Source organism: Pseudomonas sp. PAMC 29040 (assembly GCF_003994535.1).
Classification (GTDB): Bacteria; Pseudomonadota; Gammaproteobacteria; order Pseudomonadales; family Pseudomonadaceae; genus Aquipseudomonas; species Aquipseudomonas paraversuta.
In genome coordinates this window covers 66,596-89,903 of the sequence record NZ_RZAA01000008.1, presented here as the reverse complement: position 1 = coordinate 89,903, position 23,308 = coordinate 66,596, and the positions used below count along the sequence as shown (strand labels likewise).

The 23,308-nt window shown below is 60.6% G+C and carries 21 protein-coding genes; 7 read left to right on the top strand and 14 right to left on the bottom strand.

Features of this window, described 5'->3' with window-relative positions; all coding sequences use genetic code 11:
• Positions 1-4: 4 nt before the first annotated feature.
• The 3 genes from WG29040_RS15820 (at position 5) to fdhA (ending at position 2,892) form a co-directional block, all read left to right on the top strand.
• The gene (locus WG29040_RS15820) at positions 5-637 is read left to right on the top strand and encodes a sarcosine oxidase subunit gamma (RefSeq protein WP_004419513.1); all 633 of its coding nucleotides are present in this window, start codon (positions 5-7) and stop codon (positions 635-637) included.
• Positions 638-728: 91 nt separating this feature from the next.
• Entirely contained in the window at positions 729-1,586 is an 858-nt protein-coding gene (purU, locus tag WG29040_RS15815) for a formyltetrahydrofolate deformylase (RefSeq protein ID WP_004419510.1), read from the top strand.
• Between the two features lie 106 nt (positions 1,587-1,692).
• A complete protein-coding gene (gene fdhA / locus WG29040_RS15810) occupies positions 1,693-2,892 on the top strand; it encodes a formaldehyde dehydrogenase, glutathione-independent (RefSeq protein ID WP_004419507.1) in 1,200 nt (399 codons plus the stop codon).
• A gap of 43 nt (positions 2,893-2,935) precedes the next feature.
• Here fdhA and WG29040_RS15805 read toward each other — a convergent pair whose 3' ends face one another.
• Both WG29040_RS15805 and WG29040_RS15800 read right to left on the bottom strand, forming a co-directional pair.
• Positions 2,936-3,610 carry an anti-sigma factor domain-containing protein gene (locus tag WG29040_RS15805; RefSeq protein ID WP_127196514.1) on the bottom strand — a complete coding sequence of 225 codons (675 nt, stop codon included), beginning with the start codon at positions 3,608-3,610 and terminating at the stop codon, positions 2,936-2,938.
• Positions 3,607-4,239 carry an RNA polymerase sigma factor gene (locus WG29040_RS15800; protein ID WP_127196513.1) on the bottom strand — a complete coding sequence of 211 codons (633 nt, stop codon included), beginning with the start codon at positions 4,237-4,239 and terminating at the stop codon, positions 3,607-3,609. The genes WG29040_RS15805 and WG29040_RS15800 overlap by 4 nt, the downstream gene beginning before the upstream one ends.
• 387 nt (positions 4,240-4,626) lie before the next feature.
• Here WG29040_RS15800 and WG29040_RS15795 point away from each other — a divergent pair, with 387 nt between their 5' ends.
• A complete protein-coding gene (locus WG29040_RS15795) occupies positions 4,627-5,184 on the top strand; it encodes a DUF2780 domain-containing protein (RefSeq protein ID WP_004419500.1) in 558 nt (185 codons plus the stop codon).
• Positions 5,185-5,186: 2 nt separating this feature from the next.
• On the opposite strand, the gene WG29040_RS15790 is transcribed toward WG29040_RS15795, so the two are convergent.
• Positions 5,187-6,074: an acyltransferase gene (locus WG29040_RS15790; protein ID WP_004419497.1), complete on the bottom strand. Its 888-nt coding sequence runs from the start codon at positions 6,072-6,074 to the stop codon at positions 5,187-5,189.
• A gap of 229 nt (positions 6,075-6,303) precedes the next feature.
• On the opposite strand from WG29040_RS15790, the gene WG29040_RS15785 reads away from it, so the two are divergent.
• On the top strand, positions 6,304-6,804 hold the full coding sequence (locus tag WG29040_RS15785) for an ATP-dependent zinc protease (protein WP_004419495.1): 501 nt from the start codon (positions 6,304-6,306) through the stop codon (positions 6,802-6,804).
• 30 nt (positions 6,805-6,834) lie between these two features.
• Here WG29040_RS15785 and WG29040_RS24360 read toward each other — a convergent pair whose 3' ends face one another.
• From WG29040_RS24360 to WG29040_RS15755, 7 genes are all read right to left on the bottom strand, one after another.
• Complete coding sequence (locus WG29040_RS24360; RefSeq protein WP_004419493.1) at positions 6,835-7,011, bottom strand: hypothetical protein; 177 nt, start codon at positions 7,009-7,011, stop codon at positions 6,835-6,837.
• A complete protein-coding gene (locus WG29040_RS15780) occupies positions 7,008-8,120 on the bottom strand; it encodes a PepSY domain-containing protein (RefSeq protein ID WP_004419491.1) in 1,113 nt (370 codons plus the stop codon). The genes WG29040_RS24360 and WG29040_RS15780 overlap by 4 nt, the downstream gene beginning before the upstream one ends.
• Before the next feature lie 131 nt (positions 8,121-8,251).
• A complete protein-coding gene (locus WG29040_RS15775) occupies positions 8,252-10,687 on the bottom strand; it encodes a TonB-dependent siderophore receptor (RefSeq protein WP_010656678.1) in 2,436 nt (811 codons plus the stop codon).
• Between the two features lie 90 nt (positions 10,688-10,777).
• Positions 10,778-11,755: a FecR domain-containing protein gene (locus WG29040_RS15770; protein ID WP_004419488.1), complete on the bottom strand. Its 978-nt coding sequence runs from the start codon at positions 11,753-11,755 to the stop codon at positions 10,778-10,780.
• Positions 11,752-12,276: an RNA polymerase sigma factor gene (locus WG29040_RS15765; RefSeq protein ID WP_165439574.1), complete on the bottom strand. Its 525-nt coding sequence runs from the start codon at positions 12,274-12,276 to the stop codon at positions 11,752-11,754. The genes WG29040_RS15770 and WG29040_RS15765 overlap by 4 nt, the downstream gene beginning before the upstream one ends.
• Before the next feature lie 198 nt (positions 12,277-12,474).
• Entirely contained in the window at positions 12,475-13,185 is a 711-nt protein-coding gene (locus WG29040_RS15760) for a PolC-type DNA polymerase III (protein ID WP_004419485.1), read from the bottom strand.
• Positions 13,182-15,116, bottom strand: a complete 1,935-nt coding sequence (locus tag WG29040_RS15755) for a putative nucleotidyltransferase substrate binding domain-containing protein (protein ID WP_010656677.1) — start codon at positions 15,114-15,116, stop codon at positions 13,182-13,184. Before WG29040_RS15755 ends, WG29040_RS15760 begins: the two co-directional genes overlap by 4 nt.
• A gap of 273 nt (positions 15,117-15,389) precedes the next feature.
• Between WG29040_RS15755 and WG29040_RS15750 the strand changes: the two genes are divergently transcribed.
• A complete protein-coding gene (locus WG29040_RS15750; protein ID WP_004419482.1) occupies positions 15,390-15,830 on the top strand; it encodes a response regulator in 441 nt (146 codons plus the stop codon).
• Between the two features lie 191 nt (positions 15,831-16,021).
• On the opposite strand, the gene WG29040_RS15745 is transcribed toward WG29040_RS15750, so the two are convergent.
• Entirely contained in the window at positions 16,022-18,199 is a 2,178-nt protein-coding gene (locus WG29040_RS15745; RefSeq protein ID WP_004419480.1) for a malate synthase G, read from the bottom strand.
• Positions 18,200-18,570: 371 nt separating this feature from the next.
• Between WG29040_RS15745 and WG29040_RS15740 the strand changes: the two genes are divergently transcribed.
• On the top strand, positions 18,571-19,089 hold the full coding sequence (locus WG29040_RS15740; protein WP_004419479.1) for a glycine cleavage system protein R: 519 nt from the start codon (positions 18,571-18,573) through the stop codon (positions 19,087-19,089).
• A 123-nt stretch (positions 19,090-19,212) separates the two neighbouring features.
• Here the strand turns inward: WG29040_RS15740 and rarD are convergent, their stop codons facing one another.
• From rarD to WG29040_RS15725, 3 genes are all read right to left on the bottom strand, one after another.
• Positions 19,213-20,097: an EamA family transporter RarD gene (gene rarD, locus WG29040_RS15735; RefSeq protein WP_127196512.1), complete on the bottom strand. Its 885-nt coding sequence runs from the start codon at positions 20,095-20,097 to the stop codon at positions 19,213-19,215.
• A 158-nt stretch (positions 20,098-20,255) separates the two neighbouring features.
• A complete protein-coding gene (locus tag WG29040_RS15730) occupies positions 20,256-21,230 on the bottom strand; it encodes a serine/threonine protein kinase (RefSeq protein ID WP_004419476.1) in 975 nt (324 codons plus the stop codon).
• A 134-nt stretch (positions 21,231-21,364) separates the two neighbouring features.
• Complete coding sequence (locus WG29040_RS15725) at positions 21,365-23,266, bottom strand: PhoX family phosphatase (protein ID WP_127196511.1); 1,902 nt, start codon at positions 23,264-23,266, stop codon at positions 21,365-21,367.
• Between the last annotated feature and the right edge of the window lie 42 nt (positions 23,267-23,308).

The window sequence follows — 23,308 nt, the reverse complement described above, 5'->3', positions numbered from 1 at the left end:
ATTCATGACCACAGCCAACGTGTACCAACAACGCCCTGACTCGGGCGCGAAAGCCGAGTCATCGTTACACCACGCCAACCTCGCCGGGCTGATTGGCAAAGGCCGTAAAAATCCCGGCGTCATCGTGCGCGAGAAAAAACTTCTGGGGCATCTGACCCTGCGTGGCGACGCCAAAGACCCGGCCTTTGCCGAAGGTGTGCACAAGGCCCTGGGCCTGGAATTGCCGGTGGCCTTGAGCCTGGTGGCCAAGGATCAGACATCGCTGCAATGGATGGGCCCGGACGAGTGGCTGCTGATTGTGCCCGGTGGCCAGGAATTCGCTGTGGAACAAGCCCTGCGCGCAGCGCTGGCGGGGCTGCATATTTCGGTGGTCAATGTCAGTGGCGGCCAGCAACTGCTGGAGCTGAGCGGGCCCAACGTGCGTGAAGTGCTGATGAAGTCCACCAGCTATGACGTGCACCCCGACAACTTCCCGGTGGGCAAGGCCGTGGGTACGGTGTTCGCCAAATCGCAGCTGGTCATCCGCCATACCGGCGAAGACACCTGGGAACTGCTGATCCGGCGCAGCTTTTCGGACTATTGGTGGTTATGGTTGCAGGACGCAGCGGCGCAATACGGGCTGAGTGTCGAGGCCTGAGCAACGCGCGATCACATAACTGATTGCGGGAGCTGGCTTGCCAGCTCCCACAAGGGTTACGCCATTCCACACAATTACAAGGAACCCCCCCATGAGCCGCGCCCCGGATACCTGGATTCTCACCGCTGACTGCCCCAGCCTGTTGGGTACGGTGGATGCGGTGACGCGTTATCTGTTTGAGCACCGCTGCTATGTCACCGAGCACCATTCGTTCGATGACCAGCGTTGCGGACGGTTTTTCATTCGTGTCGAGTTCCGCCAGCCCGATGGCTTCGACGAGCACGAATTCCGCGCCGGCCTGGCCGAACGCGGCGAAGCCTTTGGCATGAGGTTCGAGCTGACCCCGCCTCACTACCGGCCCAAAGTGCTGATCATGGTGTCCAAAGCCGACCACTGCCTTAACGACTTGCTCTACCGCCAGCGCATCGGCCAGTTGTCGATGGATGTGGTGGCCGTGGTGTCCAATCACCCGGACCTTGAGCCGCTGGCCCAATGGCATGGCATTCCTTACCACCACTTCGCCCTCAACCCCGCCGACAAACCGGCGCAGGAGGCGAAGGTCTGGCAAGTGATCGAAGACACCGGCGCCGAGCTGGTGATTCTCGCCCGCTACATGCAAGTGCTGTCGCCTGAGCTGTGTCGCAAACTGGACGGCAAGGCGATCAATATCCATCACTCGCTGCTGCCCGGTTTCAAAGGCGCCAAGCCCTATCACCAGGCTTACGAGAAGGGGGTCAAGCTGGTGGGCGCCACTGCGCACTACATCAACAACGACCTGGATGAAGGCCCGATCATCGCCCAGGGGGTCGAGGTGGTGGATCACAGCCATTACCCCGAAGACCTGATCGCCAAGGGCCGCGACATCGAGGCGCAAACCCTGGCCCGGGGCGTGGGGTATCACATCGAGCGGCGCGTTTTCCTAAATGGAGGTCGTACGGTGGTGCTGTAACCGCAGCAGCCCGTTCTAAGCTGCAAGCTGCAAGTCACAGCAGACTGCTTGCGGCTTTTAGCTTGCCGCGTGCAACTGCCCTCAAATAACAACAAGGGTGAACTCGATGGCTGACAATCGCGGTGTGGTGTACCTGGGCAATGGCCAGGTGGAAGTGCAAAGCATCCCTTTCCCGAAGATGCAGAACCCGCAGGGCAAACAAATCAATCACGGCGTGATCCTGCGAGTGGTATCGACCAATATCTGCGGTTCCGACCAGCACATGGTGCGCGGACGCACCACGGCGCAAACCGGGCTGGTGCTGGGGCATGAGATTACCGGGGAGGTGATTGAGGCCGGACGCGACGTGGAGCATTTGAAAGTTGGCGACCTGGTATCGGTGCCCTTCAACGTGGCGTGCGGCCGTTGCCGCAGCTGCAAGGAACAAAATACCGGGGTGTGCCTGACCGTCAACCCGGCCCGTCCCGGCGGCGCTTATGGTTACGTGGACATGGGCGACTGGGTCGGCGGTCAGGCCGAATATGTGCTGGTGCCCTATGCCGATTTCAACCTGCTCAAGTTGCCGGACCGCGACGCGGCGATGGAGAAGATCCGTGACCTGACCTGCCTTTCCGACATTCTGCCCACTGGCTACCACGGTGCCGTGACCGCCGGTGTCGGCCCTGGCAGCACGGTGTACATCGCCGGTGCAGGCCCGGTCGGTCTGGCAGCGGCGGCTTCGGCGCGACTGTTGGGCGCGGCCGTGGTGATTGTCGGCGACGTCAATCCGATTCGTCTGGCGCACGCCAAGGCCCAGGGTTTTGAAATTGCCGATTTGTCCAAAGACACTCCGCTGCACGAACAGATTGCCGAGCTGCTGGGCGAGCCCGAAGTGGATTGCGCGGTCGATGCGGTGGGCTTTGAGGCCCGTGGCCACGGGCATGACGGGGTCAAGCACGAAGCCCCGGCCACGGTACTCAACTCTCTGATGGGGGTGGTGCGGGTAGCGGGCAAAATCGGTATCCCTGGCCTGTACGTGACCGAAGATCCGGGTGCTGTGGATGCGGCTGCGAAAATGGGCAGCCTGAGCATTCGCTTTGGTCTGGGCTGGGCCAAGTCCCACAGTTTCCATACCGGCCAGACTCCGGTGATGAAGTACAACCGCCAACTGATGCAGGCCATCATGTGGGACCGGATCAAAATCGCCGACATCGTCGGCGTTGAAGTGATCAGTCTGGATGATGCTCCGCGTGGCTATGGCGAGTTTGATGCGGGGGTACCGAAGAAATTTGTGATCGATCCGCACAAACTGTTCAGCGGGGTCTGATCCCTGCACACACTGGCGCAGCGAACCGCTGCGCCAGTGATGCTTACAACGCAGCCAACGGGCCCTGGTACAACACTGGCCCGCTCGGCTGACCGGTGGTTGAGCCGCCCTTGGGTTCAAGACTCACGGCCAGCACAACATGGGGGCCAAGCAATTGTTGCTGGCCTTTGCTCAGACCGATCATACCGTCCCCGCCCGTGGGGATCAGGCCCAGTGATACAGGCTTGCCATCCACCGGAATCGCCCACAACTCCAGACTGCGCCCGGCATCGAGGGCTGCCAGTTGCAGCGGTTGAACCTGCAGATAGTCGGTGTGAGCTTCGATCCGCAAGCCCGGTTGCTCGGTACCGCTGAGCAAGGTGGCCTTGTACTGGACGTTGTCGCGGGTGTAGAGCAGGCCCACGGTGACGGCAATCAGCAAAGAGCAGATCACAGCCCCCGTGCGTAGCCAGGTCCAGAACGGACGCCTGGCCGGCACATGCAGTTTTTGTGGTTCGATGCGCGAGACGATGGCCTGCCATACGTGCTCGGGTACGGGCTGCGCAGACAGGGGGTCGGCCAGGCTGGCGAGATGGGTGTCCCACTGCGCCAGTTCGGCGCGCAAATGCGGGTCGTCCAGCAGCAGTTGTTCAAAACGTTTGCGGGCAGTGGGCGGCATCAGGCCAATGGCATAGTCGCCAGCCAGAGCCCGGCGCCGCTCGGCAGTTTGATAGTTCATGATTCGAGGCACCTGCGCAGACGTTCCATGCCCCGGCGAATCGAGGATTTGACTGTGCCCAGAGGCGCTGCAAGTTGCGTGGCCAGTTCGCTGGCACTGAAGCCATGGAAGTAGGCAATGGTAATGGTCTGGCGCTGCATGCCGTCCAGTTGCTCAAGGCAATGATTGAGGGCACGGGAGGAGCGGGCGCTGTCCAGTTGCTCATCGGCGCCCGGGGTGTCATCGGCCACGGCGTTCTGTTGCAGATCGCTTAACGGCAACTCCCGGTGTTTGCGCAGTTGGTCGATGGCCAGGTTGCGGGTGATGTTGATCATCCAGGTCAATGGCGCCGACAAATGAGCTTCATAGCGTGAGGCGTTGTGCCAGATACGCACAAAGCTTTCCTGCACCACTTCTTCAGCAAGGTCGCGTCGGCCCATGCAACGCAGGGCTACGCTGTGCAAGCTGGGAGCAACGCTGCGGTAAAGGGTTTCGAAAGCGCGTCGATTGCCCAACGAGCATTGGGCCAGCAGCTGTCTCAGGTTCTCGGTGTTGGCAGTTAAAATACCGGTTCTCCCTACATGACTGGGGATGGCTCCATGCCAGTTGTCGGTTGAGATTAGATGAGCATATAGAGTTATTCCATTCATGGCGGGGTTCCCATTGACCGGCCGCTTACCGTGGGTGCCCACCGGCCGGGCAGGCATGCACTATTCAGGCATCAGCACTTTGTCGACAGTTGCTGGCGGCAACAATCAGCCTCAGAAGGCTGGCAATCAACGGGGTTCTGATCGAGTTGCATTTCATGGTCTGTGCCCTTGTCGGTTGGCAGGCGGTCAACAAGGTCTGTCCGTGCTTGATATACGCAGGCGAAGGCAAAGCGGATGCAGCGCGGGCAAACAATTTTTCAATTAAGATTGCGTGCCGTTTGATCCCGTAGTGGCATTTGGGAACATCTGCCGGTTTTTCGGGTCTTACACACAGTTTTGCCGTCGCGTTAATTGACGCGCGGCTCTTTGGATATAGAGGTTGATGCGATGAAAAAGTTGAGCGCAGTGGCACTGGCAACATTTATGACCGTGGCCGCAAGCCCGGTGTTTGCGGGTTTCAGCTTGAGCGATGTGGCTGGCGTCGCGGCTCAAATGCAGGGCGCCAACGGTAACGGCGCGACCACTGACAAGTCGGCACAAGCGGTACAGTTGCTGAGCAAGGTCAACGAACTTGGGGTAAAACCCGAGCAGGCGGCTGGCGGTGTTGGCGCGATGTTGAGCCTGGCGAAAAACCAGCTGACCTCAAGTGACTATTCCGAGCTGACCAAGCAAGTGCCGGGTGTTAACAAACTGGCTGGCGCCGGTGCCCTGGGTCAACTGAGCCAACTGGGCGGTTTGCTGGGCAAGACCAATGGCGTGTCCGAAACCGCGACCAGCGCTGTGAGCAACGTGGCCAATACCAGCCAGCTTGATGCTGCGTTCTCTGCGCTGGGCATGCAGGACGGAATGGTCGCCAAGTTTGCTCCGGTCCTGCTGGACTACTTCAAAGGCCAGAACGTCAGCACTTCGCTGCTGAGCAAACTGGGTAGCGCCTGGGGCGTTTAAGATCAATCGCGCTCGGCACGCAAGGTGCTGATGCGCTGATCTTTCTTGATCCAGAGCTGGTTGACCCAGCTCTGGATCTGCTGACGAAACAGCGGATCATTCTCGTAATCCCCCTGACATAACGCCGGGTCCAGTTGGTGGATCTGAATGTCGACAATCACCTTGGGCACTTGCCCGCTGATCAATGCCCAAAAGCCCGGAATTTTTGCCTGTGGATAAACCACGGTCACGTCGAGCACGGCATCCAGCTGTTCGCCCAGGGCGGCCAGTACAAACGCCACGCCGCCCGCCTTGGGTTTGAGCAGGTAGGTGTAGGGCGATTGTTGCCGGGCGCGCTTGGCCGGGGTGAAACGCGTGCCTTCAAGGTAATTGACCACGGTCACCGGCTGGCGCTTGAAAAGCTCGCAGGCTGCCCGGGTGATTTTCAGGTCTTCACCTTTGAGTTCCGGGTGTCTGGCGAGGAAGGCTTTGGAGTAACGCTTCATGAACGGGTAGTCGAGCGCCCACCAGGCCAGGCCCAGAAAGGGCACCCAGATCAGTTGTTTTTTGAGGAAGAACTTGAAGAACGGCGTACGCCGGTTAAGGCCCTGCATCAGCGCCGGGATATCCACCCAGGATTGATGATTGCTGATCACCAGGTACGAGGTATCGCGGCTCAGGCCTTCAGCGCCGCGAATGTCCCATTGGGTGGGCAGGCACAGGGCGAAAATGCGTTTGTCGATTTCAGACCAGGTCTCGGCGATCCACATCACGGCCCACGAATTGTAATCGCGCAGGCGACCCGGCGAGATGAGTTTGAGCAGGGCAAACAGCATCAAGGGGCCAAACAGGATGAGGGTGTTGCACAGCAGTAGCAGTGTGACCAGACAGCCGGTGAGCAGGCGGCGCATAAGTAACTCTTGAACGTTTAATGACAGGCAATGATAAGCAGAGCCTCGCCGAACGCCAAATCGGCGTATCGACAAATGTTTCACGCGCCAGCCGCTATCGTTCAACCGACACTGTAGAAGCGGGCTTGCTCGCAATAGCATCACCACGGCAAATGAATTAAACGAGTTGCCAGCATCGCGAGCCAGACTCGCCCCTGCAGGCAGCGTCAAACCGAAGGAAACTGTCTTTATGAAGTCTGTTCTAGCCTTGCTCTCTGTATTGGCATTGCCGGTGATGGCCGCCGAGCCGACCCTGTACGGGCGCTACGAATACATCAAGTTGCCGGAAATCGGTGAAACCCTGAAAGCCAAGATGGACACCGGTGCCCTGACCGCGTCGCTGTCGGCCAAAAACATCCAGACCTTTACCCGCGATGGTGACGACTGGGTACGCTTCCAGCTGGCCACCGAAGGTGCGAGCAGCAAGGTGTATGAACACAAAGTGGCACGCATCAGCAAAATCAAAAGCCGCGCCGATGAAGACGAAGACAAGGACGCGAGCGAAAGCGCCAAGCGCCCGGTGGTTGATCTGGAAATGTGCCTGGGCAATGTCAAACGCACGGTTGAGGTCAACCTCACCGACCGCAGCAGCTTCAACTACCCGCTGCTGATCGGTGCCAAGGCGTTGCGCGAGTTCGGTGCCGCGGTTAACCCGGCCCGTCGTTATACGGCAGACAAGCCTGATTGCTGATGCGACCTGGCCCTACCCTGCGGGGTAGGGTCAACGCTTGAGCAAGCCTCGCAGGCTGATCCACGCCGGTATGCCCAGCCCTATCCAGCTCAGCGAATCCCAGGCGCCATCGTCCAGCAGTGCGCAGAACAACCCGGTGGCGCCCACCAGGGCTATCGCCAGCGGAATGGAAAACACCTTCCAGAAACTCGACTGACGCGGTTTCATCGGGTGCTCTCCTGTGCCGCGCGACGACGTACCCACCACAGGTACAGGCCACTGCCCAGGACCACGATGGTCAGCAGGTCGAGTGCCGCCCACAGGATTTTCATCGGCATGCCGCCGTAGTCGCCAAAGTGCAGCGGCTGCGACATGCCCATGGCATCCATGTACCAGGGCCGTCCGGCCACGGCGGTGACTTCAAGGTTGCTGGCGTCGATCAGGACCGGAGTCAGCAGGTGTGAGGTCAGATGAGTACTGCCTTTCATGAACACCGAGTAATGGTGTTCGCTGGAGAACCGGGTGCCGGGGAAGGCGATAAAGTCCGGCTGCATGTCGGGTGCTGCCCTGGCGGCGATGTGCAACAGATCACTGGCAGGTGCCAGGTGAGTCAATGGCGGGGCGTCGCGGTAGGGTTCGATCATGGCGCTGAGGGTTTCAGCACGCCAGGCAGCGATGATCAGGTCGGCGCTGGCGCTGATCACCCCGGTCACGCCCACCACCAGTGCCCAGGTCAGGGTCACGACGCCAATCAGGTTGTGCAGGTCGAGCCAGCGCAGGCGCCGGGACTTGTCGGTGCGCACGGTGGCGAAGTCATGGCGGCGCATGAACGGCAAGTACAAAACGGTGCCGGAGATGATCGCCAGTACGAACAGGATGCCCATGAATGCCAGCAGCAGTTTGCCGGGCAGGCCGGCAAACATGTCCACGTGCAGGCGCAGCATGACCATCATGATGCCGCCGTTGGCGGAGGGCACATCAATCGCCTCGCCGGTGCGTGCATCGAGCATGAAGGTATGGGACGAATTGGGTTCGGTCCCTGCGGTGGGGGCCATGATGGTCAGGACGGCGTTGGGTTCATCGTCGTCCCAGCCGAAATACTGCATGACCTCGCCCGGCCGGTGGGCCTGCGCGGCGAGCACCAGTTGTTGCAGATCGAGGGTTGGAGTACCGGCGGGCAATTCCTTGACCTGCGGGGCGTCGCCCAGCAGATGGTCGATTTCATGGTGAAAAATCAACGGCAGGCCGGTCAGCGCCAGCATCAGCAAAAACGCGGTGCAAATCAGGCTGGTCCAGGTGTGAATGAAGGACCAGCGGCGGATGGTTTTGCTTTTCATGACATTCCCAAATGCAAAAACTCCCCTGCAGGAGCGAACTTGTCTCGCGATGCCGGCCCTCGGTCGGGGGATGATTTCATCGCGAGGCAAGCGCGCTCCTGCAGGTGGGTATTGGTGTTGCGTTTAGCGGGTTACCACTTGTAGTTGACGCTGGCCATGATGTTGCGGCGGTCGCCGTAGTAGCAGTAGAAACCATCGCAGGTCGACAGGTATTGCTTGTCGAACACGTTGTTGGCGTTAACCGAAACCGTGGCGCCCTGCAGTGATTTGTTCATCTTGCCAAGGTCGTAATGCACCGCCGCATCGTAGACGGTATAGGCATCTGTATGACCGTAGGAAGCGTCCGGTACATAGGCCATGCTGCCAATGGCGATGTTGTCGGTCTCGCCGATGTAGCGGGCACCAAAGCCTACGCCGAAGCCTTCCAGCGCGCCTTTGTGCCAGGTGTAGTCAGCCCAGATAGAAGCCTGATGCTCGGGGGTCAGCGGCAGTGGACGGTTCTTGTCCAGCGGGTCGGACACCTTGGTCATTTTGGTGTTGGCGTAGGTATAGGCTGCCGTCAACTTCAGGTTCTCGTTAACGTTGCCCACCGCTTCCAGTTCCAGGCCACGCACGTTGGCTTCACCCAGCGGACGGCTGACGCCCAGCGTATCGCTCAGCACAATGTTCTTGCGGGTCAGGTCATAGACTGCGGCGGTAAACAGCATGTCGCTGCCCGGTGGCTGGTACTTGAGGCCCAGTTCGTACTGCTTGCCGGTGCCGGGCTTGAATGATTTTCCGGCAAAACCGCCCGGTTCGGCCTGGAAGGATTCGGCGTACGAGACATAAGGCGTGAAGCCGGAATCGAATACATAGCTCAGTGCGGCATTACCGGTAAAGGCGCTGTCGTCACGTGTGTCGCGGGCATTTTTCTCGTTGTAGAACGTGGTGTCGGTGTGCAACCAGTCCTGACGTCCGCCAAGGGTCAAGCGCCAGTTGTCCAGAGCCATCTGGTCTTGCAGGTAAAGACCGGTGTCGCGGGTTTTCTGGTTGTAGTCGTTGTAGGTGGTGTATTTGACGTTGCTGAAATCCTGCCCGTAGATCGGGTTGATGATGTTGCTGGCAGGCGCGGCGCCGTAATCCCATTTGTAGTTGGTATTGACGCGCTGATGGTCGAGACCGATCAACACGGTGTGCTTGATTGCGCCGGTGTCGAAGTCGGCCTGGAAATTGTTGTCCACGGCGAACTGGCTGATGTCTTCATCCACCACGTTGGCCCCGCGCTCAACCGTGCCATCGTCTGCCACCGAGCCGTAGTAACCGCCCGCCGTGATGCCCTGGAAGGCCAGATCGCTTTTGGTGTAGCGCAGATTTTGACGGAACTGCCACACGTCGTTCAGGCGGTGCTCAAACGCATAGCCCAGTGCGTAGTAGGTCTTGTCGTAGAACTCCCACTTCGGATCACCGAGGTTTTCGTGATACTTCACTTTGCCCGCAGGCGTGGACACCTTGGTGCCTTGCAGCGGCAAGAACTGGCTGGTGATCCCGGTGTCATCACGGTTGAACTGGCTGAGGAAGGTCAGCTTGGTGTCTTCGTCAATGTTCCAGGTCAGGCTCGGTGCAATGTTGTAGCGCTTGTCTTCGTTGTGGTCGATGGCGGTGTTGCTGTCACGCACCACGCCGCTGACGCGGTACAGAAAACGTCCTTCATCATCAATCGGGCCGGTGCTGTCGAAGCTGATCTGCTTGCGCTGATAGCTGCCGATCTGCATCTGTACTTCGTGGCTGGCGCTGTCTTCCGGGCGCCGGCTGACCATATCCAGCAGGCCGCCGGCAGGTGTCTGGCCGTAGACCGATGACGCCGGGCCGCGGAGCAGGGCCACGCGTTCCAGGTCCCAGGTTTCAAGCTTGGGCATGGCATAGGTGCCCTTGGGCAATGGCAGGCCATCGAGGAACTGGGTTGGCTCGAAACCTCGCACCTTCAGCCATTCTGCACGGCTGTCGCTGCCATAGCTGCTGGCCGTTACGCCCGGCATGTAACGCACCGCATCATCCAGGTTCTGCACCGCCCGGTCCTGCATCTGGCTGCGGGTGGCGACGGAGATCGAGCGCGGGGCTTCGAGCAGGGACGTGTCGGTCTTGGTGCCGGCGGCGGTACGTTGGGCGAGGTAGCCGTCCACCGGGCCCCACGGGCTTTCATAGCTGCTCTGGCCGCTGATGGTGGTGGCTTCCAGCGCCACCACCCCTTCAGGAATGGCGATCAGGCTGAAGCTGCCGGCGCTTCCCGGCACCAGTTGCAGGCCACTGTCGCGCAACGCCTCGCGCAATGCAGTGCTGGCCTCGAACGAACCCTGGACCGGGGCTGACGTTTTACCTGCAACCAGGGCCGGATCGATGGCCAGGGTGATACCCGACTGGCTGGCGATCTGGTTCAGGGTGGCGGCCAGCGGTCCGGCGGGCAGGTTGTAGCTGCGCGCAGTCGGGGCCTGTTCGGCGGCGATGACGCAGGTGCTGGTCAGCGGGATGCTGAGGGCGATGGCTACGGCTAACAGGCCAGGGCGCAAAAAGGTGTCGAGGGAGCGGGACATTCGGCGGGTTCCTGAATGGAAATGTTTCTCAATGACTATCTGCCGAACGAGATCCGAAAAGTGATAGGGCTGATTGAAAATAATTTAGATTTAGTTTTTTGCCGGCCTGGCGCTGATGGTGACCCACCACGGGGTGTGCTGTTCAATCTTCACCGGCAAGGCGGGCAGCAGGGCATTGAGGGCCAGCTCGACGTTGTTCAGCGCGAAGCTGCCGCTGATGCGCAGGTCGGCGACGTCGGGGTCGACGCCCAGGTGGCCGCGTCGATAGCGCTTGAGTTCGTGCACCATGTCGGCCAGGCGTACGTTGTCGAGCACCAGCATGCCGCGGGTCCAGGCGTCTGCCCCGGGGTTTACGGCGAGCATCTGGCCCAGGTAATCGCGGTGCATCAGCACTTGCTGACCTTCGGTGTAGATGATTTCGTCGACGCTGTTTTCGGGATGCGCTGCAACCCGCGACTGCAGCACGCTGAGGCGGGTGCCGTCGTCTTCGCGCCGGACCAGAAACCGCGTGCCCAATGCTCGCAAGCTGCCATCACGGGTTTGCACGACAAAAGGCCGGGGGTCGCCATGGCCGGTCTCGACCATGATTTCGCCTTCTTGCAGGACGATGCGTCGCGTCGTGCCATCAAAGCGCACATCGACTGCGCTGTGGGTGTTGAGGTTCAGCAGGGTGCCATCGGCCAGGCGTAACTGGCGTTGCTCGCCGGTGGCGGTGCGGTGATCGGCCATCCAGTAATCAACCGGCAGGTAGTCTTTGCTGGCGAACAAGGTCAGCCCGCACACCAACGCAATACTGGCCAGGCCGCCGCCGATTTTGCGCACCTGTTGCTGTACGCCGCTGCGGGCCTTGAGCAAGGCGTTACGCGCCGGGACACTGGTGCTGCTGAAGCGGTGATCGAGCATGCCCAGTTGCATCCAGGCCCGCGCGTGCTCTTCGCTGGCGCTGTACCACTTGTTGAATTCGGCTTGCTCCAAGGCGCTGCCATTGCCGCAGTCCAGGCACAGTTGCCAGGCAATGGCAGCATCCAGCACGGGTGCCGATACCGGTTTGGAGCTGACCGGGCTCATGCCGGCTCGCCATACAGGGCGATGTAGCACTGGCGGATGCCCTGGGCCAGATACTGGCGCACGCGGGGCACCGATACGCCGAGGCGTTGGGCAATTTCAGCGTGGGTCAGGCCGTCGATACGGCTATAGAGGTAGGCCGCCCGGGATTTGCTCGAGAGTTTGGCCAGCAGGCGGTCGATGGCTTTGAGGTCTTCGAGGATCAGTTGCTGCTCTTCGGGCGAGGGTTGCTCGGCATCGGGGATCAGCATCAGCTCGTTGAGGTAGGCCTGTTCCAGGGCAGCGCGGCGAAAATGGTCAAACAGCAGGCCTTTGGCAATGGCGGCCAGAAAAGCCCGGGGTTCGCGGGGGGCCTTGAGGTCTTCACGGCCCAGCAGGCGCACGAAAGTGTCCTGGCTCAAGTCTTCCGCCCGTTGCGGGCAGGCCACATTGCGTCGCAACCACGCCAGCAGCCAACCGCGATGGTCGCGGTAAAGCGCTCCAACCAGTTCACTGTGGGGGGTTTGGACTGACGACAAGGGCATCACCGAATACATGCATTAACTAACGATAACTATTCGCGATTGTGTCAGAGGCAATGGGCATGCGCAATTGACACTCATCGGAAGGTAAACAGCCTGCAGGCGCGAGCTCTTTGGCGCAGCCATGAAAGGCGCGCGAGCAAGCTCGCTCCTACAGGTGTGAAGTCAGCTGTGGTGTCGCTTCAGGAGTCGAGTCCGGTGTCAGAAGCTATGGGCTTGTTTGCGTCGCTGCCACTGGTTTAGCCGCTGCTGCAGGGCCAGGGGGCTGTCGATCTGTTGCGTGCGTGCGCGGCTGAACAGGATCAACGCCAGTTCGGCTGTGACCAGGGCGTCGGCGCTGGCGTTGTGGCGGTCTTCGACTTGCAGGTTGAAGTGCCGGATCCAGTGATCAAGCCCCGCCTCTCGCGGATTGACCTGCGGGCACAGCATCGGCGCCAGGGCCGCCACATCCAGAAACGGGTGCTGCAGGCGGTAGCCCAGGCTGTCTTTAAGGGCACGCCCCAGCATGTGCTGGTCAAATGGGGCGTGAAAGGCCAGCAGCGGGCTGTCACCGACAAAGGCCATAAAGTCCAGCAGGGCATCCACCGGATCACTGCCCGCGGCAATTGCTTCCGGGCTCAGACCATGCAGCAACACGCTGGGGTTGAGGGTGTTGTCGGGGCGCAACAGGGTGCGTTCGAACGCCTGGCCCAGATCGATGGCACCATCTTCGATGACCATCGCGCCAATCGACAGCACCTGGTCGCGATTGAGGTTCAGGCCGCTGGTTTCCAGGTCGACCACCACCCAGCGCTGTTGGCGCAGTGAGGCCTCGCTCAGCCCGGGTGGTGCCGGCAGTTGCAGCACCCGTTGTTGTTGCTCAGGGCTCAAGACCGGCTTTTTACGCGGCAGCAACCAGGACAGCAGGCTCATAGTTGATACCGCAGGGCCAGGCTGCTCTGCAGGCGCTGGGCCTGGCGCAGGGCTTCACGCAGGATGCGCCGGTCCAGCTGGTTCAGGCTGTCCGGGTCGACACGGTTGGAATACGGGCGGTTCTCCCGGGTTTGCAACTGGTGCTGTTGCATGCGGGTTTGCTGGATGAAGTGGTAGGCCTCTTCATAGGCCGCGCCGTCCAGTGCCTCGATCACTTCCAGGGTCACCAGCTGGCGCAGGCGTTCCAGGGTGTTGTTGGCTTCCACGCCGTGGGCCAGTGCCAGCAGCCGTGCACCGTCGACGAACGGCGTGAGGCCCTGCACCTTGAGGTCCAGGGTGGCTTTGTCGCTGCCTTTGCGCTCCAGTACAAACTCACGGAAACGCCCCACCGGCGGGCTATGGCGCAGGGCGTTGGCGGCCATCATGCGCTGGAACAGGCGGTTGTCGGCCACTTGTTCGAGAATGCCGCGGCGCAGTTGCTGGCAGCCCTGTTCGTCACCCCAGACCACCCGCAGGTCGAAATAGATGCTCGAGGCCAACAGGTTTTCGGGGGTTGCCTCGCGAATGAAGGCGGCGAAACGGCGGGCCCATTCGGCGCGCGACAAGCACAGTTCCGGGTTGCCGGCCATGACATTGCCCTTGCACAGGGTAAAGCCGCATGCCGCCAGATGATGGTTGATCTGCTGTGCGATGGGCAGCAGGCGCTGGCGGATTTCAGCGGCCTGGGTGGCGTCCCTGGCCTCGAATAAAATGCCGTTGTCCTGGTCGGTATGCAGGGTTTGCTCGCGTCGCCCTTCGCTGCCAAAGCACAGCCAGCTGAAGGGCACGCCAGGATCGCCACGGTCGGCCAGCACCAGCTCGATGACCCGGCACACGGTGTGGTCGTTGAGCTGGGTGATGATGTGGGTGATCTGGGTTGAGGACGCGCCGTGGGCCAGCATGCGTTCCACCAGTTGCCCGATCTCGCCGCGCAGGCTGATCAGGTTTTCCAGCCGGGGGGCATGGCGGATGGTGCGGGCCAGATGAACCAGGTCAACCCGTTGCAGAGAAAACAGATCGCGCTCGGAGACTACGCCGCACAGGCGCTGATCCTTGACCAGGCACACATGGGCAATATGGCGCTCGGTCATGGCGATGGCGGCGTCGAAGGCGCTGTGATCGGGGGACAGGTAAAACGGCCCGGGGGTCATGTACAGGTCGATGGTTTGGGCGAAATCCTGAATCCCGCTGGCCACCACCTGGCGCAGGTCGCGCAGGGTGAAGATGCCCAGCGGCGCTTTGTGCCCGTCCACCACCACAATGCTGCCCACCTGCTGTTCGTGCATCAGGCGCACAGCTTCACGCAGCGCGGTGTCCGGCAGACAGGTCACCGGGTGGCGCATGGCCAGTTCACCGAGGCGGGTGTTGAGTGAATATTGCGTGCCGAGGGTTTCTACGGCTTTTCGCTGCACCTGTTGATTGACCTTGTCGAGCAAGCTGCTGACGCCACGCAGGGCAAAGTCGCGGAACTCGTCGGACAGGGCGAACAATTTGATAAATGCAGGCTTGTTGAGTTGCAGGCAAAAGGTGTCTTCGGCGGCCAGATGTTCGGTACGGGTGGCGCGCTCGCCCAGCAACGCGGCCAGCGGAAAGCATTCGCCGGCAGTGATTTCAAAGGTGGTCTCGGCGTCTTCACGGCCTACATGGGTCCGTTCGCCCACCACCCGGCCCTGCTTGACGATATAGAAGTGATCCACCGGCCCGTCAGTCGGTCGGATGATGCTCTCACCGGGCCCGTAGAAGCGCAGCTGGCACTGCTCCACCAGGAATGCCAGGTGCGTATTTTCCATTTGGTTGAAGGGCGGGAATCGCTGCAAGAATTGCATGGTGCCGTGAATGTTCTGCAGCACCGCAGTTTTCCCTGCCTGGAGAAATGCATCCGATTTACTCATTACCATTACCGCATTGTTGTTATGACGGGACGGGGCGGGCCCATGGCGTGTTGTGACCCTCATGCTCGGTTGTCTGGGCGCGGGTGCCCATTGGACGTAAGTCTATGGGGAAGAGGCCTGTTGAAGTTTTTGCGAATGCTTACAGACTATTTCCTTGTTTACCCTGATGCCGGACTTGGAATTACTCTGATCTGGGTGCACATTGATCCGATCAAGGATTAACCGACTTTAACGCTGGGATATTTGACCGGCAGGACAGTTTACGAGAGCCGCATGACTGAACACGACATATTGACCGACGCCGAACGCGAGGCCTTGAACGAGGTGATGCGAACACCTGTGCCGGAGCAGCATGGGGTGTTGATTGTTGACGATGATGAGTTGGCCTGCGAGTTGCTGGCGGAGTTTTTGACCTTGAGCGGCATTGAGTGTGTGACCGCAAGAAATGAACGTCAGGCGCTGGCGTTGTTGAAGTCTGAACACTCCATCGGGCTGATACTCACCGATTTGCGCATGGTGCCCCACGATGGCCTGCACCTGATCCGCAAGGTGCGCGCATCCGAGCGGGCAAGCTTGCCGATCATCATCATGTCGGGCGATGCAGGAGTGCGTGATGCCATCGATGCGATGCACCTCAACGTGGTGGATTTCCTGCTCAAACCCATCGACACCGCCAAGTTGCTCAAGCTGATCAAGCAGGAACTGGCGTTGTAGCCCGGCACATGGCCGCAATGCGGTTCGCTTGAACAACGGCGATCTCAACTGCAGGGGCGAGCTGGTGCGGGAGGGCTTTAAACAATAACGCCGTGTTTACAGGGTAAACACGGCGTTATTGAGAATATCCCGGGACCCGCAAGCCCCTGCAAAGACAGCGCTCTGCAGGGGCTTGCGGTTTTCGGGGTTTGTTACAAACCATTCCTGGCTTTGAACTCGCGACGACGACGGTGCAGAACAGGCTCGGTGTATCCGTTTGGCTGTTTGCTGCCTTCGATCACCAGTTCAACCGCTGCCTGGAAGGCGATGTTGCTGTCGAAGTCCGGTGCCAGCGGACGGTACAGCGCGTCGTTGGCATTTTGACGGTCGACCACCGGAGCCATGCGCTTGAGGCTTTCAAGTACCTGGGTCTGGTTGACGATGCCATGGCGCAGCCAGTTGGCGATGTGCTGGCTGGAAATGCGCAGCGTCGCACGGTCTTCCATCAGGCCGATGTCATTGATGTCCGGTACTTTCGAACAACCAACGCCCTGGTCGATCCAGCGCACCACGTAACCGAGAATGCCCTGGGAGTTGTTGTCCAGTTCGTTCTGGATCTGCTCGGGCGTCCACTGCGGGCTAACGGCCAGCGGGATGGTCAGGATGTCGTCCACGGAGGCCGGGGCGCGTTTGGCCAGTTCGGCCTGACGGGCGAACACGTCAACCTTGTGGTAGTGCAGCGCATGCAGGGCGGCTGCCGTCGGCGAAGGCACCCAGGCGGTGTTGGCGCCGGCCAGCGGGTGAGCGATTTTCTGCTCCAGCATGGCAGCCATCAGGTCGGGCATGGCCCACATGCCTTTACCGATTTGCGCACGACCTTGCAGGCCAGTACTCAAGCCGACATCGACGTTGTTGTTTTCGTACGCGCTAATCCATTTTTCGGACTTCATGTCCGCCTTGCGCACCATTGGCCCGGCTTCCATCGAGGTGTGAATCTCGTCGCCAGTACGGTCCAGGAAGCCGGTGTTGATAAACACCACCCGCTCGCTGGCGGCCTTGATGCAGGCCTTGAGGTTGATGGTGGTGCGGCGCTCTTCGTCCATGATCCCGACTTTGAGCGTGTTGCGTGGCAGCTTCAGGACATCTTCGATGCGGCCGAACAGCTCGTTGGTGAACGCCGCTTCTTCAGCGCCGTGCATTTTCGGTTTGACGATGTACACCGACCCGGTGCGGCTGTTGGTGCGGGTCGCTTTGCCATTGAGGCTATGGATCGCTGCCAGGCTGGTCAGCAGGCCGTCGAGAATGCCTTCAGGTACTTCGTTGCCGTCTTTGTCGAGGATCGCATCGATGGTCATCAAGTGACCCACGTTGCGCACGAACAACAACGACCGGCCGTGCAGGCTGACAGTGCCGCCGTCGGGCGCGGTGTATTCGCGGTCCGGGTTCATGGTGCGGGTGAAGGTTGTGCCGCCCTTGGATACTTGCTCGCTCAGGTCGCCCTTCATCAGGCCGAGCCAGTTGCGGTAGATCACCACCTTGTCGTCAGCATCGACGGCGGCGACTGAGTCTTCGCAGTCCATGATGGTGGTCAGCGCGGCTTCCATCAGCACGTCTTTGACCCCGGCAGCGTCGGTCTGGCCGACCGGGCTGGCAGCGTCGATCTGGATTTCGAAGTGCAGGCCATTGTGTTTGAGCAACACGGCGGTCGGTGCCGCAGCCGCGCCGTGGTAGCCGGTCAGTTGCGCAGTGTCGCGCAGGCCGCTGCTGGCGCCGCCCTTGAGGCTCACCTGCAAGGCGCCGCCAACAATGGCGTAGCCTGTGGCGTCAACGTGGGAACCTGTTGCCAGGGGCGCGGCGTCGTCGAGGAAGGCGCGGGCGAAGGCGATCACTTTGTCGCCACGGACCTTGTTGTAGCCTTTGCCCCGGGTGGCGCCATCGGTTTCGCTGATGGCATCGGTGCCGTACAACGCGTCATACAACGACCCCCAGCGGGCGTTCGAGGCGTTGAGGGCAAAGCGCGCATTCATCACCGGGACCACCAGTTGGGGACCTGCCATGCGGGCGATTTCGTCGTCGACGTTCTGTGTCGTTGCCTGGAAATCCGCCGCTTCTGGCTGCAGATACCCGATGTCTTGCAAGAAGGCTTTATAAGCCACGGCGTCATGGGCCTTGCCGGCCTGAGCCTGGTGCCAGGCGTCGATCCGCGCCTGCAAATCATCGCGTTTGGCGAGCAGTGCTTTGTTCTTGGGTGCCAGGTCATGAATAACCTTGTCGGCACCGGCCCAGAACTGGTCGGCGTCGAGGCCGGTACCGGGAATGGCTTCGTTGTTTACGAAGTCGAACAGGACTTTGGCGACCTGCAGGCCACCGACGTGAACGTGTTCAGTCATTGCTTGCCTCACTCATTTTTATTTAAAGCCTGGAGCGCTTCTTAAAACACCGCGTTAGCTCATGCTGGCGGGGTTGTGCGGGGTGTAGCAGACGCCTTGGCGAACCATATTACAAATTATGTAGTGGTCGCCAAGGGATACTACATGATCAATTGCAGATGTGAAAATCAGACTAATCACGTCGTTCTGCGACCATTTGTACGCTATCGGTCATACAGAAGAACAGGATGTTCTCAAGAATTGTACAGCTTGTTCCAGATAATTCTAAAAACAGTACACAATTTGTTCTTTCGAGGTGTTTTTGTGGCACCTGAAGTGGCACCCGGGGTCTTGCCTATACTCATCCGACCCCTAACAAGAGAGTCCCCGCCATGAACCATCTTGTGATTACGGTCTTTGCCCCGGACAAGGCCGGGCAGGTCGAACGTATTGCCCAATGCATCGCCGAGCATGGCGGCAACTGGCTGGAAAGCCGGATGTCACGGATGGCCGGGCAATTCGCCGGGATCTTGCGCGTAGGCGTGCCGGCTGAAGCCCATGATGAATTGATCGCTGCGCTGCACGGCCTGGCGCCGGACGGGATTCGGGTGTTGATCGCCGAAAGCGGGATCGAGCAGTCTTGCACCTGGAAGCCGATTGCCATGGACCTGGTGGGAAATGACCGTCCGGGCATAGTGCGCGACATTACCCGGGTGCTGACGGAGCAGGGAGTGAATCTGGAGCGTCTGGTGACGGATGTGCGACCCGCGCCCATGAGCAACGAGCCGCTGTTTCATGCCGAGGCCATTCTGGCGGTACCGCTGACGCTCTCGCTGGAGGTGTTGCAGGCGCGCCTGGAAACCCTGGCCGACGAGTTGATGGTCGGGCTCGAGTTGCGCCCCGAGGACTAGGGGCCGACCCTGCTGTTGCGCAGGGCCGTGTTGCGCGAAGCTGGTTTGGAATGATTCAGCTTCGCTTCCCGCGCTGCACAACAGCAGAACCTGCGTGCTGTGGAAACTGATTGGGCACGCCCCCTATCCCCGGCGCAGGGTCAGCACTGCATCAAGGGTATAGATCGCCAGACCGGCCCAGATAAACATAAAGGCCATCAGTGTGGCTTCTGACAGATGCTCGCCAAACACCCACACCGCCAGAATCAGTACCAGTGTCGGCGCGATGTACTGCATAAAGCCCAGGGTGGTGTAGGGCAAGTGCCTTGCGGCGGCGTTGAAGCTCACCAGCGGGATCAACGTTGCCGGACCTGCAGCCACCAGTAGCCAGGCTTCCTTACTGCTCCAGAACTCCGTATGGGCACTGTTGGCCTCGGGGTGCATGAGCAGCCAGCCAATGGCGAGGGGCACCAGAATCCAGGTTTCGACCACCAGCCCGGGCAGTGCCTTGACGGGCGCCTGTTTGCGGATCAGCCCGTAAAAGCCGAAGCTCAGCGCCAGCACCAGGGACACCCACGGCAGGCTGCCCACTTGCCACACCTGCTGCGCCACGCCAAGGGCGGCCAGCCCTACGGCCAGCCATTGCAGGCGGCGTAAACGCTCCCCCAGCAGCAGCATGCCAAGCAATACATTGACCAGCGGGTTGATGTAGTACCCGAGGCTGGCTTCCAGCATGCGGTCGTTATTGACCGCCCACACATAGGTCAGCCAGTTGACCGCAATCAACAGCCCGCTGATGGCCAGCACGCCGAGGCGCCTGGGGTTGTCGCGCAGTTCCTGCCACCAACCGGGGTGTTTCCAGAACAGCAGCAACAAAGAGCCGAACAGTGCGGACCAGAGCACCCGGTTTACGATGATCTCGGCCGCGGGGACACTGGCCAGGAGTTTGAAGTAGAGCGGGAAGATGCCCCAGATGATATAGGCGGTGAGGCCTAAAATGTACCCGCGACGCGGGTTGGCGGCTTGCATGCAGAGTCCTTGCTTAGGCAACTAACGGATACGGAACAGGCCAAGAGTGTAAGCAGGTTTTACAGATTGCGAGCAAAGTTTTTGTAGGTCCGGGCTGTTCGTTTACCGGGTAGTCAAAAACCCGCGAACAAGCTCGCACCTACAGAAAACGGAGGGGGTCAGAACAGCTTCAGCGGTTCTTCATTGAGCGCTGACAGTTGCTCGCGCAAAGCCAGCACCTGGTCGCCCCAGTAACGCTCGGTGCCAAACCACGGGAAGCTGTGGGGGAACGCCGGGTCGTCCCAGCGGCGCGCCAGCCAGGCGCTGTAATGCATCAGGCGCAAGGCCCGCAGCGGTTCGATCAACGCCAGTTCCCGCGGGTTGAAGTCATGGAACTCGCTGTAGCCGTCCATCAATTCTGACAACTGGCCCAGGCATTCCTGACGATCACCTGCAAGCATCATCCACAGATCCTGCACCGCAGGCCCCATGCGGCAGTCGTCGAGGTCGACGATATGGAACACTTCATCACGGCACATCATGTTGCCGGGGTGGCAATCACCGTGCATGCGGATGTTGGTGTGCGGGGTGGCGGCGTACACGTCTTCGACACGCTTTAGCAGGTCACGGGCCACGGACTCGTAGGCCGGCAGCAGGCTGCGCGGGATGAAATTGCCTTCGAGCAGGGTGGTGAGGGAGTCGTGACCAAAGTTCTTCACCCCCAGCGCTTCGCGGTGTTCAAACGGCTTGGTTGCCCCCACGGCATGCAGGCGCCCCAGCAATTGCCCCAGGCGGTACAGCTGGTCGAGATTGCCGGGCTCCGGCGCACGGCCGCCACGGCGCGGAAACAGGGTGAAGCGAAAGCCTGCGTGTTCAAACAGGCTCTGACCGTTGTGAATCATCGGTGCGACCACCGGGACGTCAAGGTCGGCGAGCTCGAAGGTGAAGCGGTGTTCTTCGAGGATGGCTTCGTTGGTCCAGCGTTGCGGTCGGTAGAATTTGGCGATCAGCGGTTCCGAGTCTTCGATGCCGACCTGGTACACGCGATTTTCGTAGCTGTTGAGCGCGAGCACGCGGGCATCGCTCAGGAAACCGATGCTTTCGACGGCGTCGAGCACCAGATCAGGGGTAAGTGTTGCAAACGGATGAGACATGCTGACTCCTGCGCGCAGCAGGCTGCCGCGTCCGGCCATGCATGTTAGCGCAGACCGGGAACGATCTGGCACTAAACCTGTGGCTACCGGCGATTGAGGCACAACGCCGGCTCCCACAGATGGGCCTGCGGTCATCAGGCGCCGATGATGCCGCCATCTTCGCGACTGATGGCCATGACCGAAGAGCGTGGCTTGCCGTTGGGCAAGTGCTCGGGGAAGGTCGATCCACCGTTTTCACCGGGATGCTGGATGCCGACGAACAGGGTTTTCTGGTCTGGCGAGAAGCTGATGCCGGTCACTTCGCAACCGATCGGCCCGACCATGAAACGGCGGATTTCACCGCTTGCCGGGTCGGCACAGAGCATCTGGTTATTGCCCATGCCGGCGAAGTCCCCGCTATTGCCGGAATCGCCATCGGTCTGGATCCACAGGCGTCCGGCGTCGTCGAAGCCCAGACCGTCGGGGCTGTTGAACATGTTTTGCGGGGTGATGTTGGAAGAACCACCCTTGGCTTGTCCGGCATGCACCAGCGGGTTGCCGGCGACTACAAACAGGTCCCAGTCGAAGGTGTCGGTGCCGTGATCGTCGTTGCGGGCTTTCCAGCGCAGGATCTGTCCGTAGACATTCTTCTCCCGGGGGTTGGGCCCGCCGACCGGTTGCCCGTCTTCGCCGCGCTTGGCGTTGTTGGTCAGGGTGCAATAGACCTGCCCGTCCTTGGGGCTGACCACTATCCATTCCGGGCGGTCCATGCGCGTGGCATTCACCGCGCTGCCTGCCAGGCGTGCGTGAATCAGTACTTCGCCCTGGTTGGCGAAGCCGCCGGCGGAATCGATGCCGTTTTTGCCATGGCTCAATTCAACCCACTGACCCTGCCCCCTGGGCAGGTCGGGGTTTTTGTCGCCGTCGTCAAAGCGGGCAACGTAAAGAGTGCCGTGGTCCAGCAGGTCGCGATTGGCCTTGGGGTCTTTATGGTTGATCCGGTCGCGGCTGATGAATTTGTAGATAAATTCGCCGCGTTCGTCATCGCCCATATAGACCACCGCCCGGCCATCGGCGGTTTCGGCCAGGGCGGCGTTCTCGTGCTTGAAGCGGCCCAGCGCTGTGCGTTTGACGGGCATCGAGTGCGGGTCGAACGGGTCAATTTCCACCACCCAGCCGTGGCGATTGAGTTCGTTGGGGTTGACCGCCAGATCGAATCGCGGGTCATGGGGGTGCCAGTTGATTTCTTTACTGGCGGCCACGGCGCCATAGCGTTTTTGCGCGGTGTCGAAGGCTTGCCTGGGGTCAGAACTGCCGAAACAGTCGGTGAAGTTCTCTTCACAGGTCAGGTAGGTGCCCCATGGGGTTTTGCCATTGGCGCAGTTCTGGAAGGTGCCCAGGGCCAGGGTGCCGGTGTTGTCGGCCCGGGTGCGCAGCAAGGCATGACCGGCCGCCGGGCCACCCAGGCGAATCGGTGTATTGCCATGTATGCGCCGGTTGAACGGCGAGCCCTGGGCAAACGCCCATCCGTTGCCGGTGCGGCGGATTTCAATGACCGATACGCCTTCACTGGCCTGGGCTTTATGCACTTGTTCAAGGGAGGCGGGCATGCCGCCGTGGGGGTACAGATAGCGGTAGTTGGTGTACTCGTTGTTGATGGCCATCAGGGCGCGGTTCGGGTCATCGGCGAAGGCGAACAGGCTCATGCCGTCATTGTTGTCGCCGAATTGCACTTCCTGGTCCCTGGCCGAGCCGTTACCGTCGGGGTCGAACGCCGGGCCTGCGGCGTGCAGTGGCTGACCCCAGCTGATCAGTACGCTGGAGCGATAGCCGGGTGGCAGGCTGATACTGTCAGTGGTGGCCGCCTTGATACTGTCAAAACCCAGCAACGGGCTGGAGGCGGCGCTGATGCCGGTAGCCAGGGCGCTGCGGCTCAGCAGGCCGCCGCCCAAAAACATGGCAGCACCGCACAAGGCGCCGGCGCCGATAAAGCCACGTCGACTGAGGCCGATGATCTGCTCAAGGTCGGTGGGTTGGTCTTCTTTTAACAGGGTCATGTCAGGCTCGGCTCGCAGACGATTTTGCCAGCCACCATAAGC

Coding starts and splice junctions, on each gene's coding strand:
- WG29040_RS15820 (WP_004419513.1), top strand. CDS start 5: ATGACCACAGCCAACGTGTACCAACAACGCCCTGACTCGGGCGCGAAA.
- purU (WP_004419510.1), top strand. CDS start 729: ATGAGCCGCGCCCCGGATACCTGGATTCTCACCGCTGACTGCCCCAGC.
- fdhA (WP_004419507.1), top strand. CDS start 1,693: ATGGCTGACAATCGCGGTGTGGTGTACCTGGGCAATGGCCAGGTGGAA.
- WG29040_RS15805 (WP_127196514.1), bottom strand. CDS start 3,610: ATGAACTATCAAACTGCCGAGCGGCGCCGGGCTCTGGCTGGCGACTAT.
- WG29040_RS15800 (WP_127196513.1), bottom strand. CDS start 4,239: ATGAATGGAATAACTCTATATGCTCATCTAATCTCAACCGACAACTGG.
- WG29040_RS15795 (WP_004419500.1), top strand. CDS start 4,627: ATGAAAAAGTTGAGCGCAGTGGCACTGGCAACATTTATGACCGTGGCC.
- WG29040_RS15790 (WP_004419497.1), bottom strand. CDS start 6,074: ATGCGCCGCCTGCTCACCGGCTGTCTGGTCACACTGCTACTGCTGTGC.
- WG29040_RS15785 (WP_004419495.1), top strand. CDS start 6,304: ATGAAGTCTGTTCTAGCCTTGCTCTCTGTATTGGCATTGCCGGTGATG.
- WG29040_RS24360 (WP_004419493.1), bottom strand. CDS start 7,011: ATGAAACCGCGTCAGTCGAGTTTCTGGAAGGTGTTTTCCATTCCGCTG.
- WG29040_RS15780 (WP_004419491.1), bottom strand. CDS start 8,120: ATGAAAAGCAAAACCATCCGCCGCTGGTCCTTCATTCACACCTGGACC.
- WG29040_RS15775 (WP_010656678.1), bottom strand. CDS start 10,687: ATGTCCCGCTCCCTCGACACCTTTTTGCGCCCTGGCCTGTTAGCCGTA.
- WG29040_RS15770 (WP_004419488.1), bottom strand. CDS start 11,755: ATGAGCCCGGTCAGCTCCAAACCGGTATCGGCACCCGTGCTGGATGCT.
- WG29040_RS15765 (WP_165439574.1), bottom strand. CDS start 12,276: ATGCCCTTGTCGTCAGTCCAAACCCCCCACAGTGAACTGGTTGGAGCG.
- WG29040_RS15760 (WP_004419485.1), bottom strand. CDS start 13,185: ATGAGCCTGCTGTCCTGGTTGCTGCCGCGTAAAAAGCCGGTCTTGAGC.
- WG29040_RS15755 (WP_010656677.1), bottom strand. CDS start 15,116: ATGAGTAAATCGGATGCATTTCTCCAGGCAGGGAAAACTGCGGTGCTG.
- WG29040_RS15750 (WP_004419482.1), top strand. CDS start 15,390: ATGACTGAACACGACATATTGACCGACGCCGAACGCGAGGCCTTGAAC.
- WG29040_RS15745 (WP_004419480.1), bottom strand. CDS start 18,199: ATGACTGAACACGTTCACGTCGGTGGCCTGCAGGTCGCCAAAGTCCTG.
- WG29040_RS15740 (WP_004419479.1), top strand. CDS start 18,571: ATGAACCATCTTGTGATTACGGTCTTTGCCCCGGACAAGGCCGGGCAG.
- rarD (WP_127196512.1), bottom strand. CDS start 20,097: ATGCAAGCCGCCAACCCGCGTCGCGGGTACATTTTAGGCCTCACCGCC.
- WG29040_RS15730 (WP_004419476.1), bottom strand. CDS start 21,230: ATGTCTCATCCGTTTGCAACACTTACCCCTGATCTGGTGCTCGACGCC.
- WG29040_RS15725 (WP_127196511.1), bottom strand. CDS start 23,266: ATGACCCTGTTAAAAGAAGACCAACCCACCGACCTTGAGCAGATCATC.